We start from the raw sequence: 14,725 nt of genomic DNA, 5'->3' as shown, positions 1-14,725 counted from the left end.
TCCCACTCCCCCGTCCGCCGTCTTACAGAGGCGTCCTCACATCTCAACTAAATCCCCAAACCGCATAATAACCATAGCAAACCGCATTGCCTCCGCATATAATACAGAGAGCAGGCAGCGGTTTAACCCAATGCCGGGCCGCATTAGAGCGGCAGCAGACAGTGCGTCAGCACATCTGCGGGACAGTTAATGTTCCGCAGGTGTGCTTTTTTTCATTCTACGGTACCGTTTTCCGGGTAGAATGCGCGCTTGCCGATATCACATGAATCAGGAGGTTTCTATGGCAGACACAGACAGAGAGCAGGCAGGGCTTACCTCTGCCGAAGCTGCAGCATTGCAGGAACGATTTGGAAAAAATGAACTGACAACCGAAAGAAAAGGAAAATTTATAAAGAAAGCGGTCCACATCCTGAAAGAACCGATGTTTCTCCTGCTCTTTTTTGCGGCGATTGTATATTTCATCCTGGGGGAGCCGGGGGATGGGGCGGTCATGTTTGTATTTATCACGGGCGTCGTCGGGATTGACGTAATACAGGAATGGAAAACGGACCGCACGCTGGCCGCCCTGAAACGTATGACTGCGCCGCGTGTCAGAGTGCTCCGGGATAAAAAGGAGCAGGTGATTCAGGGCGAGGAACTGGTCCCGGGAGATATTTTCTTCCTTTGCGAGGGAAACCGGGTACCGGCCGATGCGAGAATTATTGCATGCAATGATTTCTGTGTGGATGAATCCATGCTGACCGGCGAGTCGGAGGGCGTCTGGAAGACGGACGCAGACGGAGAGAATGCCGCGGAAGGCAGAAATTTCTGCTATGCGGGGACGCTTATCGTCCAGGGAAACGCAGTCTTAAGGGTAACGAAAACGGGAAATAACACGGAATATGGAAAGATAGGCCTCGGTGTCGCCTCCGCGCCGGAGGAGCCGACACCGCTGCAGCGTCAGACAGCCGGACTGGTACGGAGCTGTGCCGTGATAGCGGCGGTACTGTTTCTCCTGGCCGTGGTTTTTGCTTATCTGAACCTCCCGGGAACCGGAATACAGGAGAGGATGACACGGAGCGTCCTGTCGGGCGTGACGCTTGCCATGGCCCTGATTCCCGAAGAATTTCCGGTGGTGCTTACTGTGTTTCTCTCCATGGGAGCCTGGAGGCTGGCGAAAAAACATTCCCTTGTGCGCCGTCTTCCGTCCGTGGAGACGCTGGGGGCGGTTACCGTCCTCTGCTGTGATAAAACGGGGACCCTGACGATGAATAAAATGAGCGTGCAGGAGACATGGGCAGTGGAAGAGGACGGGAGAAAGCTCCTTAAGACCATGGGAATGGGATGTGAGCCGGAGGCCTATGATCCGATGGAGAAGGCGATGCTCGCATACTGCCGGGAAAATGGAATCGACGGGGGAGAGCTGTTTGAGGGAACTCTTGTGAAAGAGTACTCCTTTGACAACCTGAAAAAGATGATGGGCCATGTCTGGCGGCGGAACGGCCGGCTTGAGGCGGCGGTGAAGGGTTCGCCGGAGAAAGTGATTGCCATCTGCAAAGACGGCGCTAAGAAGGAGGAGGCCCTGAGCGCATGCGCCTCCATGGCGGCCAGGGGACTCCGGGTCATTGCGGTGGCCGCGGCATGCAGGGAGGACCAGGGAATGGGGGAAGAGGATATTCCCGAAGAACCGGAGGACTGGGAACTTGCCCTCTGCGGCCTGATCGGTCTTTCCGATCCTCCGAGGGAGGGAATCCGGGAAGATATTGAGGTGTGCCGGAAAGCCGGAATCCGTGTCGTCATGATCACCGGAGATAACGGGGAGACGGCGGCTTCGATAGCCGGGCAGATTGGAATCGATAGCGGCGCCGTCGTCACAGGGGATGAACTTTCACAGATGACGGAGGAAGAACTGTGCGAAGCGGTGAAAACGTCGTCTGTTTTCTCAAGAGTGATTCCGGAGCATAAAATGCGGATCGTAAAGGCATTTAAAAAGAACGGCGAGGTGGTGGCCATGACAGGGGACGGCGTCAACGACGCACCGGCCCTTAAGTATGCCGATATCGGAATCGCGATGGGAATGCGGGGAAGCGAGGTATCGAGGGAAGCGGCAGACCTGATTCTGATGGATGACAACTTCACAACGATCGTGGAAACCGTGAAAGATGGGAGGCGTATTTATGATAATATCCGACGGGCTGTCGGCTATATTCTCACCATCCATCTGCCCATCATATTTACCTCCCTTCTTCCGCCCCTTCTTAAAACTTCCCCGGACGCCCAGATGCTGCTGCCCGTCCATATCGTGCTGCTGGAACTGATTATCGATCCGACCTGCTCCATTGTTCTGGAACGTCAGCCCGCTGAAAAAGGGATTATGGAAAGGGCACCGGTAAATGCCTCCGGCAGGCTCCTGACGCGCCATGTACTGGTAAAAAGCGTGCTCCAGGGACTCGCAATTTCCCTGGCATCCTTTGCCGTTTATTACTGCCGGATGGGAGGCTGTCCGGAAAAGGCGGCGGCCTCCCGTTCCATGGGACTGATGGTCATTATGATTTCAAACCTGTTTCTGGTGCTCGTCAATTGTTCGGATACAGAGCCTGCATACCGGTCCCTGCTCCGGCTTTTGAAGGATCGGGGGATGCAGGCTGCATTTGCAGGAATGCTCATTATGCCTGCGGTGATATTCTATTCGCCCGCAGGCAGCTTCCTGAAACTGGAACCTCTCACGGCATATCAGCTCGCCGTTTCCGTGGCCGTCTCCGCGGTTTCCGTTTTCTGGTATGAGGCGGTGAAACTCGCGGCCCGGTTCCGGCCGAAACGAAAGGGTGGTATCATTTAGCTGTTTTGAGCCGGAACGGACAGTAACGGGCGGCCGGCGGCTTGTTACTGTTCACACGGAATCGCAGAGTCGGAATATATGCTTGAATATGTTCGTTTTAATGCTATAATAATTGTATCAGACTGTACGAATACTCAAAAACTGTAAAAAAGGATGGTGCCCCCGTGAACAAGAGCGAAAGATGTCTGGCCATACTTGACATTCTGCAGAAGCAGCATAAGGTAGAGGTGAATGAACTGGCAAAGCGGTTCGGAATTTCCGAGATGACGGTGCGCAGGGATTTGAATCTCCTGGCCCGGCAGTATAATATTACAAGAACCCATGGAGGGGCGCTGATGGCGAACCAGCCTGTTGTCAGGATGATTTCATTTGATGAATCCCGTATTTCCAACAAAGAGGCCAAAGAGAAGATTGCGGCAAAAGCGGCCACCCTTATAAAAAACGGTCAGAGGATTTTCATCGACGCGGGCTCCACGACGAGAATCATTCTGAACTATATGGACGACGAGACGCGGGCGGTGATCGTGACAAACCATCTGAAGGTAGCGGAACACGCCCTTTCCTTCGACAATCTCTCCGTCATTATGCTGGGCGGCGAGATGATACGCATCACCAATTGCAGCTCCGGCAGCGTGGCCGAAGAACAGATCAGGAAGTACCAGCTCGACACGGCATTTCTCGGCGCCGCTGCCATCGGAACGGACGGACGGCTCTATGACGGATACTCACCGGAGGCCAGATTCAAAAGCTCTATTTTTTCCGTGGCCAAGAGGATATATCTGCTGACGGATTCATCCAAATTCAACACCTACGACCTAAATGAATTTGCCGCCCTTTCCCAGGTGGATGCGGTAATCACCGACGCGGGGATCGACGAGGAGGGAATGAACCTGCTAAGAAAGTACAATGTGGAAGTCATAATCGCGTGACGGATGACAGAGCGGCCGGTAGAAATTAGGACGCGAACAGATAGGAAAGCGCTGCGGGCACGGCCTGCAGCGCTTTTTGCATTGAGCGGCAATGAAAAGTTCGCAAAGCGTACTTTTCGTTGTTTCTGCAACCACCGTACCCCGGGCCGCCTGCAACACCGTACCTCGGGCCGCCTGCAACCACCATCCCTCCGGCTTCCTCCAGCATATTCCGGTGTTGCGGCGCCGAAAAAATTCTTTTTTTTTCTCCCAAAACCAATCATTTCCCCTGAATGAAACGAACTAAAACGAACATCGAACAATCCGGCGGCTCCCTTTGAAACGCAAGCTGTTCTCATTTGACTCGGAAAAAAATTCAATATCGAACATAAAGGAACAAAAATAAATAAAAAATCGAACGTTAACTGTACAATTATGACAAAAAATGACGTTTAAATTTAGGCATAATTGGCATTGAAGTACAAAAACCGATGTGCTAATATGTTCGTACAATCAAATAGAGCTCAGCTGATTCAAAAAAAGCGAGAAGGAGGATATTTTTATGAAAAAATTATTATCTGTGATTTTAGCAGGTGCAATGGTACTTTCCATGACAGCCTGCGGCGGACAGAAAGCAGCCGAAACAACGGCGGCTCCGGCAGAGTCCACAGCAGAAGCGGCTGCAGATGCAGTGACCGAGGCTGTAAAGGAAGCGGCAAAAGAGGGGAATTACACAATCGGTTTTTCTCCATACACATTGACAAACGAATACTTCACCGCAGTTTTAACGGGTGTCCAGACAGCATGTGAGGAACTGGGATGCGAGCTGATTTACTTTGACCCGCAGAACGACCCGACCAAACAGGCTTCCCAGATTGACGATATGATCGCAAGCGGAATTAACGCACTCGTATACATCCCATACGATTCCGCAGGAGCACAGACCGTACTTCAGACATGTAAGGACGCAGGCGTAAAAGTCATCAACGTAGACAACGTTATCAAAGAAGAAGATTACGAACTGGTAGACGGAATCATCGCTTCCGACAATACACAGCTTGGATACCTTTCAGGACAGTGGGTTGCAGAGCATCATCCGGACGGAGCAAACATCCTGATCGTTCACCTTCAGACGGCTGAATCCTGCATCATCAACGTAGACGGATTCTGGCAGGGAATTAAAGAAAACGTAGAAAATCCGGACGCATTCGTAGAAGTTCAGGTAGTAGAAGGCAAAGGCGCCACAGACGCAGCATTCGAAGTTGTATCCGATGCCCTTCAGGCTCATGACAACATCGATGTAATCTACGCAATCAACGATACATCCGCTTTAGGCGCAGTACAGGCGGTAGAAGAAGCAGGCAAGACGGGAACCATCGACATCCTCGGCAAAGACGGCGCTCCAATCGGAAAACATGCCATCAAAGACGGCACAATGGTACAGAGCTCCGCTCAGAGACCTACATACATGGGATACATGGGAGTCAAAGAAGCCGTTGATCTTTTAAACGGAAAAGAAATTACATTCAACACAAGCATCGAATCCTACAGCATTACGGCGGACAACATCGACAAATACGATCTTGACGCATGGGATTCCCTTGACTAACCACAGTCAGACAGAGAACAATTTTGTAACAGGATGACAATGAATGACATAGAATTGGCTGACGTGTAAAATATGTTACCTTTCAGCGCCGCCCCCACGGGAGCTGCCGGCCTGGAGCGTAGCAGCAGAGTTTTTGATTACGTGGTTCGGCTCAAAACAAGATTTGAGCCGGACCATTTATCATTCAGTGAAACAGATGGGAGAGAAGTCCTAAAGAGGTCACGTGCAGATAGGAACAGTTCAGACAGGTCTGCGCATTTACTGCGCTGACCGTACAAAAAGTTAGTGGCAGCAAGCACTCGGCTCAGCGCGCAGCGATTTCATTAGCCGAATGCCGTAACAGTTCATTCTGTCTGAACCGTTACGCAGATAGAAACATTTCAGGGAATACGAGGTAGCATATGGGCGAAACAAAACTCTTACAGATGCAGAATATAACAAAAGCATTTGCTTCAAACGTAGTACTGACCGGTGTAAACCTCTCTGTCGGAGAAGGGGAAGTGGTAGCCATCCTCGGTGAAAACGGAGCCGGTAAATCAACATTAATCAAGATACTGGGCGGAATCTACAAAGCGGATTCCGGCGAAATACATATAAACGGGGAATTGAAAAATATACATTCTGCCGCCGTGGCGGGGGCGAACGGAATCAGAATTATCCATCAGGAAATCATTCTGGTGCCGGCCAGGACAATTGCGGCAAATGTTTTTATGGGGCGTGAGCTCAAAGATAAATTCGGGCTTGTCGATGCAAAACGGATGGAGCAGGAGACGCAGAAGGTCATAGACGATCTGCACTTAAACCTCCGGGCGGATCAGCTTGTGGAGGACTTATCCATCGGTATGCAGCAGCTTGTGGAGATCATCAAGGCCGTGTCGGCCGAGGCCAGAATCGTGGTTATGGATGAGCCGACCTCCTCCCTTTCCCAGGGCGAGGTGGAGACGCTGTTCGACATTATCAGGCTGCTGAAGAAAAAAGGAGTGGGGATCATCTACATTTCCCACAGGCTGGAAGAACTCTTCGCCATTACCGACCGGATCGTGGTTCTGCGTGACGGCAAGATGATTGGCGACGTTCCGACGCCCGAGGCGGACAAGGATGAGCTGATCAAGATGATGGTAGGCCGCGAACTGAGCAGCTACTATACGAGAAACAAACACGAGATTAAGGGAATTTCCCTCGAAGTAAAGGGCCTGGAGCATGAGAAGTATTTCAAAGACGTGAATTTCCATGCCAGGTACGGCGAGATTGTCGGGTTCGCGGGCCTTGTCGGGGCCAGAAGAACGGAACTGATGAAGACCATATTCGGAGCTTACCAGAAATCCGGCGGCGAGATTTTCCTGGACGGCAAAAAGCTGGAAATCAGGAGGCCCCAGGACGCCATCGACAACGGCATCGTCTATGTCTCGGAGGACAGAAGGGACGAGGGGCTGATTCTCAAAAATGATGTGAAGTTCAACATGGGCCTTGTCTGTCTCAGCGATTTTATAAAGGGAGTCGGTGTAAAACAGGCGGACTGGGACAGGATGGTGGAGGATTACAGAAAGAAATTTTCCATTAAAATCACATCGGCCAAACAGCTGGCCGGCAACTTAAGCGGCGGCAACCAGCAGAAGGTGGTTTTGAGTAAATGGCTGGCAAAGAATCCAAAGGTCATTATCCTGGATGAGCCGACGAGGGGCATCGACGTAGGCTCCAAGGCGGAGATATACGCCATCATCGACGAGCTGGCGGCAAACGGCGTTTCGATTATTATGGTTTCTTCGGAACTCCCGGAGATTATCAATATGTGCAACAGATGCTATGTCATGTGCGAGGGAAAAATCACCGGCGAACTGTCCGAGGAAGAATTCTCCCAGGAATCCATGATGACGTATGCAACAAACAGAGAATAAGGAAAATTTTTAGGAGGTACAACTATGGAAAAGAAGAAGGAACTGGGAGTTCCGTTCACAGGCTCTGCTTATCTGAAGCGTAATATCGGAACGATCATCGGTCTGATCCTGCTTATCATCATCGTTTCGGTTTCCACACCGAAGTTTTTAACGTCATCGAACCTTTTAAACCTTTTAAAATCCAACTCGGTTAACGCAATCATCTGCTGCGGCATGCTGCTTGCGATTCTGATGGGAGAGATTGATATTTCCGTCGGTTCCACCGTCGGTCTGACGGGCGTTATCGGCGCCTATATGATTACCAACTTAAATGCTCCGGTATGGGTAACCGTGATAAGCTGCCTGGCGGTGGGCGCTCTGGTGGGAACCATCAACGGTTTTGCCATCGCCTATCTGCAGGTTCCCGCATTCGTCGCCACGCTGGCGACGCAGTGTATCGGCCGCGGGCTCACCGAGATTATCTCCGGCGGCGTGACAATCCGTGTGCGCAACGCCACCTATACGGGACTCGGCAATACGAGCCTGGGCGGAGTGTCAATCATTATCATTTACGCGGCCGTTATCCTGATTGCGACCTGGATTTTATTAAATAAGACACGGTTTGGGTATTATATCTATGCGCTGGGCGGCAACAAGACGGCGGCGAAATACTCCGGCGTCAATGTAAAGAAATACAACATGCTTCCCTACATCCTCATCGGCCTGCTCTGCGGCGTGGGTGGAATCGTGTGGTCGGCCCGTCTTGGTTCGGCGGCGGCGACACTGGGCAACGGGTTTGAGATGGACGCCATCGCGGCCGTTGTAATCGGCGGAACGAGCATGTCGGGCGGCGTAGGAACCGTGGGCGGCACCTTTATCGGTATTCTGATCATCGGCGTTATCACAAACGGCCTGAACCTGATGGGAATCAACTCCTTCTGGCAGGGCGTATTCAAGGGAATCATCATCATGGTAGCCGTGGTCATCGACGTATTCAAGAAGAGCCGCTCCAAACAACAGTAATAAAGGGCAATTCATAAAAGGAGATACTATGGCATTTGCAGGACTGGATGTCGGAACCAGCGGGAGTAAAATGCTGGTCTATGACCTGGATGGGAACGTACTTTTTACAGCTTCCAGAACGTATGAGGAGCTGGGCGGCGGCGGGCACAGGGAATTGAACCCGGAGACCGTCATGAAAAATGTAAAAGAGGTGCTCCGTGAAGTGGGAGAGCGCTGTCCTGAAACGATAGAGGCCATGGCCGTCACGAGCCTTGGAGAATCCGTGGTCTGCCTTGACAAAGAGGGAAAAGCCCTGGCCAATTCCATGCTGACGGGCGATTCCAGGGGAATTAAAGAGACGGAAGAAATTATAGAAACAATGGGTGCGCAGAGAATCTTTGAAATCACCGGCCTCCCTCCCAACGAGCTTTACGGCCTGCCCAAATACATGTGGCTGAACCGGAATACGGACGCGGTGAAAAAGGCGGACGCCATTCTTTTTTATGAGGATTTTGTCGGATATATGCTGACCGGAAAACGGATGGTGAGCTATTCCTCGGCGGCCCGCAGCATGGCCTTCGATATCAGGAAGATGGACTGGTCGGAAGAACTGCTGGGCCTTGCGGGAATCAGGAAGGAACAGATGTCAACGCCGGTGAAACCCTGTACCGTGATTGGAACGATACTTCCCGGGGCGGCAAAGGAGCTTCATCTAAATCCCGATATGAAACTGGTGGTCGGGGGCCATGACCAGAGCTGCGCCGCCCTTGGAAGCGGCCTTTGCGCGAACGGGGAGGGAGAATGCGGGATGGGAACGTGCGAATTCCTGTTCACGATGCTTCCGGAGGCCATGATGACGCCTTATATGATAGAAAATGATTTTACCTGCATCCCCTATATCCTGCCGGGGACTTACCTTTCAAGCCTGGAGGTGACGACCTGCGGAGCGCTCAAAAACTGGGCGAGGGACAGCATTTTAAAGGGATTTAAGATGGAGTGCGATGCGAAGGGAGCAAATTTCTATTCCTGTATCGACAGAGCCGTCAGGGATATCCGCACGGACGTCATGGTGCTCCCGCAGTTCGGCTCGTCCGGAAATCCGGATCTTTCCATGGACGCCAGAGGGACCATTACCGGCCTCACCATCCATACAAGGGCGGAGGAAATCTACCGGGCGATTCTGGAGGGAATGGCGTTCCAGATGTATCTGTCCTATGAGCGCCTCAAAACGCTGGGTACAGAGATGAACCGCATTGTGGCGACAGGAGGAGGCGCGGCCTCCGAACTGACGCTTCAGATACGGGCCGACATATTCAATATGAAGGTTCTTTCCCTGGAAAATGAGGAATCGGGGACCGTGGGCTGCATGCTGATGGCCGCATCGGGCACGGGGGCCTACACTTCCCTGGAAGAAGGAATCAGAAGGGCCGTAAAGATCAGAAAAGAGTTTTTACCCGATCCCGCCATGCATGAGTACTATATGGAAAAATTCGCGAAATACAAAATCCTGTATGAAAGAATGTATGACTTCAAGTGACAACCCGAAAAATGAGATAAAAAAGAAAGACGGAGGAGAGAATTATGAAACTTGTAAATGGTTTTGACCTTATGGAATTTGCCAAGAAATATCATCACGTATTACCGGCGTTTAATACGACCAACCTGGAAATGACCTATGCGATAGCAAGAGGACTGCAGGAGGCCGATTTGCCTGGATATATTCAGATATCCTCCAATAACCTGCGGCTTTCCAACCCGCGCGTCATTGCCATGATAGCGCAGGATGCCGTTAAAAATTCGGATACGCCGATCGGACTTCACCTGGATCACGGCAAGTCCTTTGAAGATGTTAAGGCATGCGTGGATGCAGGATTTACCTCCATCATGATCGACGCCTCCCACTTACCGTTTGAGGAAAATGTAAAAGAGTGCCGCCGCGCCGCAGAATACTGCCATTTCTACGGTATTCCGGTGGAGGCGGAGCTCGGCGCCCTCCAGGGGAAAGAAGAGGACGTGGTAAATGAAGCGGAGTGCAAGACCGACCCGGCGATGGTGGCCGACTTTGTGGAACAGACGGGCTGCGATACCCTGGCCGTATCCGTGGGCAATGTCCATGGACTGTGCCTGAATCCACAGATTGATATTCCGCTGCTGGCAAAAATAAATGAAGTTTCCTCCGTTCCGCTGGTACTTCACGGCGGTTCCGGAATCCCGAAGGAGGTAATCTGGGAGGCTAAGAAACACGGCCTGATCAAGATTAACTATGGTTCGGATTTGAGAAAAGAATACATACGCACATTTGGCGAGGCTTATGAGACGAACCACAATGAGCACGACGTAATTCATCTGAGCGTTGAATCAGTTGAGAATGTGAGCAGAAAGGCCAGGGAACTGGTCACGATGATTAACGAAAACTAATCATTTGATGGCGGTGGGAGACGGGCAGATGCGCCCCGCCGTCATCCGTAAAGGTGGATTGCAGTATGGAACAAACAAAACATACATTTTTAGGCATAGATTTAGGAACCTCTGCAATGAAGCTGGTACTGATAGACGGAAATAAAAATGTGCTGGCACAGATCACGGAGGAATATCAGGCGGCCCAGCCGGAGAGAGGTTTCAGTGAAATCGATCCGGAGATTTGGTACGACTGTATGATGAGCGCCATGGAACGGATTTTTAAGCAGTGTGACCGGAGCCTGATCAGAGGGATTGGAGTGACGGGCCAGATGCACACGCTGGCCGTTCTGGACGAGGAAGGAAAATCGGTCCGGCCCGCGCTGATGTGGAACGATATCAGGACGAAAGATCTGATTCCGGAACTCAAAGAGCGGATTCGGGATTTTCCGGAGGGAGAATATCTGGCCAGAACCATTTCCACCGGAAGTCCGGCGGCCAATCTCTACTGGCTGAAGGAGAATGAGCCTGAAAATTTTAAGAAAATAAGGAAATTTCTGATTGGTCCCGACTATCTCGTGTACCGTCTGACCGGCCATTATGGAACGGACTACTGCGAGGCCTCCACGTCCTGCCTCTACCAGATTAAAGAGCGGAAATGGTCGCCCGAGATGAGGGAGTTAATCGGCCTTGACGAGGAGATGTACCCGGAGGTGCGGGGCAGCGTTCTCGCGGCCGGGACTCTTAAGGAGGAAATTGCGGAGCGCTTTTCCCTGAGCCGGGAGACAGAGGTTCTGACCGGGACGGGAGACAATCCCGCGACGGCCATTTCCACGGGCTGTCTGGGCCGGGGCTATCCCGTCATTTCCCTGGGTACATCGGGCGTGTTCATGATGCCAGTGGCGGAAATCAGGGACAATGCAAAGGGAAAGATGATTCTGTTTTCTTTTGACGATAAGAGCTATTCCTATCTGATCCAGGGAGCCGTGCAGTCCAACGGAAGCACGTTTGACTGGTGGGTGCGCGGAATCATGGAGGCGGATTATTCCGAAGTGGACAATCTGGTGGATGTAGAGAAATCCGCGGGGAGCGGCGTGCTTTTCTATCCTCATTTGATGGGGGAAAAGACGCTCTATGCGGATCCCGATATCAGGGGGTCGTTCATCGGACTGAGCACGGAGACGGACCGCTCCGATATGCTGTATGCAGTGATTGAGGGACTCTGCTTCAGCTTTCGGGAGCTGGCCGAGAAGATGCGTCTTCCCCTGTGCCGGTTCGGCAGCGTGAAGGTGGTGGGCGGAGGCGCCAGGAGCCGGGTGTGGATGCAGACTCTGGCCAACGTGCTGAATATCCGCATCGAGCAGATGGACGGAATGATAGGACCGGCCTTCGGCATCGCCCTGCTGGCGGCATACCATTGCGGCTGCTTTGATTCCCTGGAGCAGATATCGGAGGGAACGGTAAAAATCCAGAACTGCTTTGAACCCCAGCCGGAGGCGGCAGCGGTCTGTAACAGGCAGTACGGCAAATACCTGAGGATTCAAAAGGGCCTGCAGTACATAACCGGGGGGACAGAGGAGTAAAGCGCACAAGCGCGGCAGAGGATAGGATGCGGTGTGGCGCCGGTGAGCGGCTCCATGCCGGGAGCGAGGCCGGTCATGGTGACCGGCCTTTTTGCTGATACGGACATTTAGCGGCCTGCGGCCCCATCGGCTCATAAGGATAGGAGGAGAAGATGAAAGAAGCTGAGAAGAAATATTACCTGGCGGCAGACTTCGGCGCGTCCGGGGGCAGGCACATCCTGGCCGTCCGGGACGGGGACAGGATCAGGATGCAGGAAGTCTACCGTTTTTCCAACAGCCCCGTGATAAGGGATCATATGATGTGCTGGGATATCGAATCCCTGACAATGCAGCTTATGGAAGGGATGAAACGCTGCCGGGATGCGGGGAAAATACCGGCCTGCATGGGGATTGACACATGGGGATTAGATTATGTGTTTCTGGACCGGGAAGGGCGGATTCTGGGGAATGCGGCAAATCACCGCGACAGGAGGACCAGCGGGATTTACCGCAGCATATGGGAAAATATTTCCGAACAGGAACTTTATAAGAGAACGGGAATCCAGATGGCCGAATTCAATACGCTCTGCCAGTTGGCGGCGGACGTGCGGGACAGGCCGGAACTCCTCCGGCAGGCCCGGTGTATGCTCATGATTCCGGATTACTTTGGCTGCTACCTGACAGGCCGGAGGGTACAGGAATATACGAACGCGTCCACTAGCCAGCTCCTCGATCCAAAGAAAAAGGATTGGGACCGGGAGCTGGCCGTAAAGCTGGGGATACCGGACCGTCTTCTTTTACCGGTCAAAATGCCGGGAGAGCGGCTGGGAAGACTGAGGGATGAGGTGAAAGAAAAGGTGGGGTTTGACTGTGACGTGATCCTTCCCGCCACCCATGATACGGCCTCCGCCCTGATGGTTTTGCCGGAATGCGGCAAAGGAAAAACAAGAGCCGTCATCAGTTCCGGGACCTGGTCGTTAATGGGGATGATTACGGAGAAACCGGTCATCAGTGAAGCGGGAAGGAGCCTTAAATTTACCAACGAGGGCGGATTCGGGGGAAAGAACCTGCTTCTCAAAAACAGTATGGGACTTTGGATGATACAGAATATAAGAAAAGAAACAGCTCCCGGAATGACGTTTGAGACGCTGTGCGCGGAGGCGGAGAGAGCGGAGATTGCCTCCTTTGTGGACTGCAACAGCGATGAATTCCTGGCGCCGGAGAGCATGGTAAAGGCGGTAACGGGATTCTGCGAAAGAACGGGACAGCAGATACCGGAAACGCCCGGGGAACTGGCGGCGGTCGTATACCGGAGCCTGGCAAAATCCTATGCCGCGATACGGGAAGAACTGGAAACGGTGACCGGGAAGGCCTGTACGGAGATCCACATTGTGGGCGGCGGTTCCAATGCCGGATACCTGAACCAGCTCACGGCCGACTATGCCGGAGTCCCGGTTCTGGCCGGACCGGCGGAAGCTACGGCGGCCGGTAATATCATGGCGCAGATGACGGCGTACGGCGTATTTAAGGATCTGGAAGAAGCGCAGGCGTGCGCCGCATCGTCGTTTGAGATAAAGAAATATCTGCCGCGGGAGCGGCCGGAAGTGTAAAGTTAAAATGATGATTCAGGATAGCAAATTTTTAGGGAGAACGGAAACAGGAGGAAAGAGAATGAAAATACTGGACAGCAATGCGGCAAAAGGGTTTATCAGAATGTCGGATGACGGCTGGAGGCTCGGCTGGCATGAATGCCATGGCGGGAACTTAAGCTTCCGTCTGACGGAGGAGGAAGTGGATGAGGTACGGGAGGAGCTGAAAACGGATGGTGCCTGGATCGAACTTCCGGTGAGTGTCCCGGAACTGGCGGGAGACTTTTTATATGTGACCGGAAGCGGAAAATTCATGCGCAACATGACGCTTGACCCGGAAGATTCCTTCGGAATGATCGAAATAGGCAAAGACGGAGTTTCCTACCGGATTGTATGGGGACTGGCCGGAGGGGGCCGTCCGACAAGTGAACTGCCGGCCCATCTGATGAACCAGGCCGTAAAGAAAAGGGTGACGGACGGAAGATACCGCGTGATTTACCACGCCCACCCGGCCAATATCATCGCTCTTTCGTTTATCCTCCCCCTGAAGGACGAAATATTCACAAGGGAGCTCTGGGAGATGGAACCGGAGTGTGCAATGACATTTCCGTCGGGAATGGGCGTGCTCCCGTGGATGGTTCCGGGCACGGCAAAGATAGCGGAACTGACCTGCGGCATGATGGAGGAATACGATGTGGTGCTCTGGGCGCAGCACGGCCTCTTTGCGGCCGGGGACAGCTTAGACAATACATTCGGTTTAATGCATACCGTGGAAAAGGCCGCAGAGATGCTTATCAAGGTACTGTCCGTGACAAAGGAAAAGCGGCAGATCCCATCGGTGCAGGACTTTAAAGATATGGCGGAGGTGTTCCGGCTGGAACTGCCTGAGAAATTCCTTTATGAAAAATAGAGATTTAGTTGAGATGCGAGGACGCCTCTGTAAGACGGCGGACGGGGTAGTGGGAG

At 52.5% G+C, this 14,725-nt stretch carries 11 protein-coding genes and 1 riboswitch; of the genes, 10 read left to right on the top strand and 1 reads right to left on the bottom strand.

Annotation, left to right across the window (positions count from 1 at the left end):
• The first annotated feature begins 98 nt into the window (after positions 1–98).
• Positions 99–188, top strand: a riboswitch (NiCo riboswitch).
• A gap of 92 nt (positions 189–280) precedes the next feature.
• Positions 281–2,818: a cation-translocating P-type ATPase gene (locus QZT18_RS21870; protein ID WP_294151522.1), complete on the top strand. Its 2,538-nt coding sequence runs from the start codon at positions 281–283 to the stop codon at positions 2,816–2,818.
• 164 nt (positions 2,819–2,982) lie between these two features.
• On the top strand, positions 2,983–3,747 hold the full coding sequence (locus tag QZT18_RS21865; RefSeq protein ID WP_294151520.1) for a DeoR/GlpR family DNA-binding transcription regulator: 765 nt from the start codon (positions 2,983–2,985) through the stop codon (positions 3,745–3,747).
• A gap of 25 nt (positions 3,748–3,772) precedes the next feature.
• Here QZT18_RS21865 and QZT18_RS21860 read toward each other — a convergent pair whose 3' ends face one another.
• Positions 3,773–4,000 (bottom strand): hypothetical protein, encoded by a 228-nt coding sequence (locus QZT18_RS21860; protein ID WP_294151518.1) that lies wholly within the window; start codon positions 3,998–4,000, stop codon positions 3,773–3,775.
• A 288-nt stretch (positions 4,001–4,288) separates the two neighbouring features.
• Here QZT18_RS21860 and QZT18_RS21855 point away from each other — a divergent pair, with 288 nt between their 5' ends.
• The 8 genes from QZT18_RS21855 (at position 4,289) to rhaD (ending at position 14,669) form a co-directional block, all read left to right on the top strand.
• The gene (locus QZT18_RS21855; RefSeq protein WP_294151515.1) at positions 4,289–5,335 is read left to right on the top strand and encodes a substrate-binding domain-containing protein; all 1,047 of its coding nucleotides are present in this window, start codon (positions 4,289–4,291) and stop codon (positions 5,333–5,335) included.
• A gap of 401 nt (positions 5,336–5,736) precedes the next feature.
• Positions 5,737–7,230, top strand: a complete 1,494-nt coding sequence (locus QZT18_RS21850) for a sugar ABC transporter ATP-binding protein (RefSeq protein ID WP_294151513.1) — start codon at positions 5,737–5,739, stop codon at positions 7,228–7,230.
• Between the two features lie 24 nt (positions 7,231–7,254).
• Positions 7,255–8,232 (top strand): ABC transporter permease, encoded by a 978-nt coding sequence (locus QZT18_RS21845; RefSeq protein WP_125142485.1) that lies wholly within the window; start codon positions 7,255–7,257, stop codon positions 8,230–8,232.
• 28 nt (positions 8,233–8,260) lie between these two features.
• Complete coding sequence (locus tag QZT18_RS21840) at positions 8,261–9,748, top strand: L-fuculokinase (protein WP_294151510.1); 1,488 nt, start codon at positions 8,261–8,263, stop codon at positions 9,746–9,748.
• A 44-nt stretch (positions 9,749–9,792) separates the two neighbouring features.
• Positions 9,793–10,629 (top strand): class II aldolase, encoded by an 837-nt coding sequence (locus QZT18_RS21835; RefSeq protein WP_294151508.1) that lies wholly within the window; start codon positions 9,793–9,795, stop codon positions 10,627–10,629.
• A gap of 65 nt (positions 10,630–10,694) precedes the next feature.
• Entirely contained in the window at positions 10,695–12,191 is a 1,497-nt protein-coding gene (gene xylB, locus QZT18_RS21830) for a xylulokinase (protein WP_294151506.1), read from the top strand.
• 152 nt (positions 12,192–12,343) lie between these two features.
• Positions 12,344–13,780, top strand: a complete 1,437-nt coding sequence (locus QZT18_RS21825) for a rhamnulokinase family protein (protein ID WP_294151504.1) — start codon at positions 12,344–12,346, stop codon at positions 13,778–13,780.
• 61 nt (positions 13,781–13,841) lie between these two features.
• Positions 13,842–14,669 (top strand): rhamnulose-1-phosphate aldolase, encoded by an 828-nt coding sequence (gene rhaD / locus QZT18_RS21820; RefSeq protein ID WP_294151502.1) that lies wholly within the window; start codon positions 13,842–13,844, stop codon positions 14,667–14,669.
• The last annotated feature ends 56 nt before the right edge of the window (positions 14,670–14,725 follow it).

The sequence above is a fragment of the uncultured Clostridium sp. genome, assembly GCF_900547735.1.
Classification (GTDB): Bacteria; Bacillota; Clostridia; order Lachnospirales; family Lachnospiraceae; genus Otoolea.
This window is presented reverse-complemented; position numbering and strand designations above follow the sequence as displayed.

Excerpts from the sequence above, each read along its gene's own strand:
- QZT18_RS21850 (WP_294151513.1), top strand. The coding sequence starts at position 5,737 with ATGGGCGAAACAAAACTCTTACAGATGCAGAATATAACAAAAGCATTT.
- QZT18_RS21825 (WP_294151504.1), top strand. The coding sequence starts at position 12,344 with ATGAAAGAAGCTGAGAAGAAATATTACCTGGCGGCAGACTTCGGCGCG.
- QZT18_RS21855 (WP_294151515.1), top strand. The coding sequence starts at position 4,289 with ATGAAAAAATTATTATCTGTGATTTTAGCAGGTGCAATGGTACTTTCC.
- QZT18_RS21845 (WP_125142485.1), top strand. The coding sequence starts at position 7,255 with ATGGAAAAGAAGAAGGAACTGGGAGTTCCGTTCACAGGCTCTGCTTAT.
- xylB (WP_294151506.1), top strand. The coding sequence starts at position 10,695 with ATGGAACAAACAAAACATACATTTTTAGGCATAGATTTAGGAACCTCT.
- QZT18_RS21835 (WP_294151508.1), top strand. The coding sequence starts at position 9,793 with ATGAAACTTGTAAATGGTTTTGACCTTATGGAATTTGCCAAGAAATAT.
- rhaD (WP_294151502.1), top strand. The coding sequence starts at position 13,842 with ATGAAAATACTGGACAGCAATGCGGCAAAAGGGTTTATCAGAATGTCG.
- QZT18_RS21870 (WP_294151522.1), top strand. The coding sequence starts at position 281 with ATGGCAGACACAGACAGAGAGCAGGCAGGGCTTACCTCTGCCGAAGCT.
- QZT18_RS21840 (WP_294151510.1), top strand. The coding sequence starts at position 8,261 with ATGGCATTTGCAGGACTGGATGTCGGAACCAGCGGGAGTAAAATGCTG.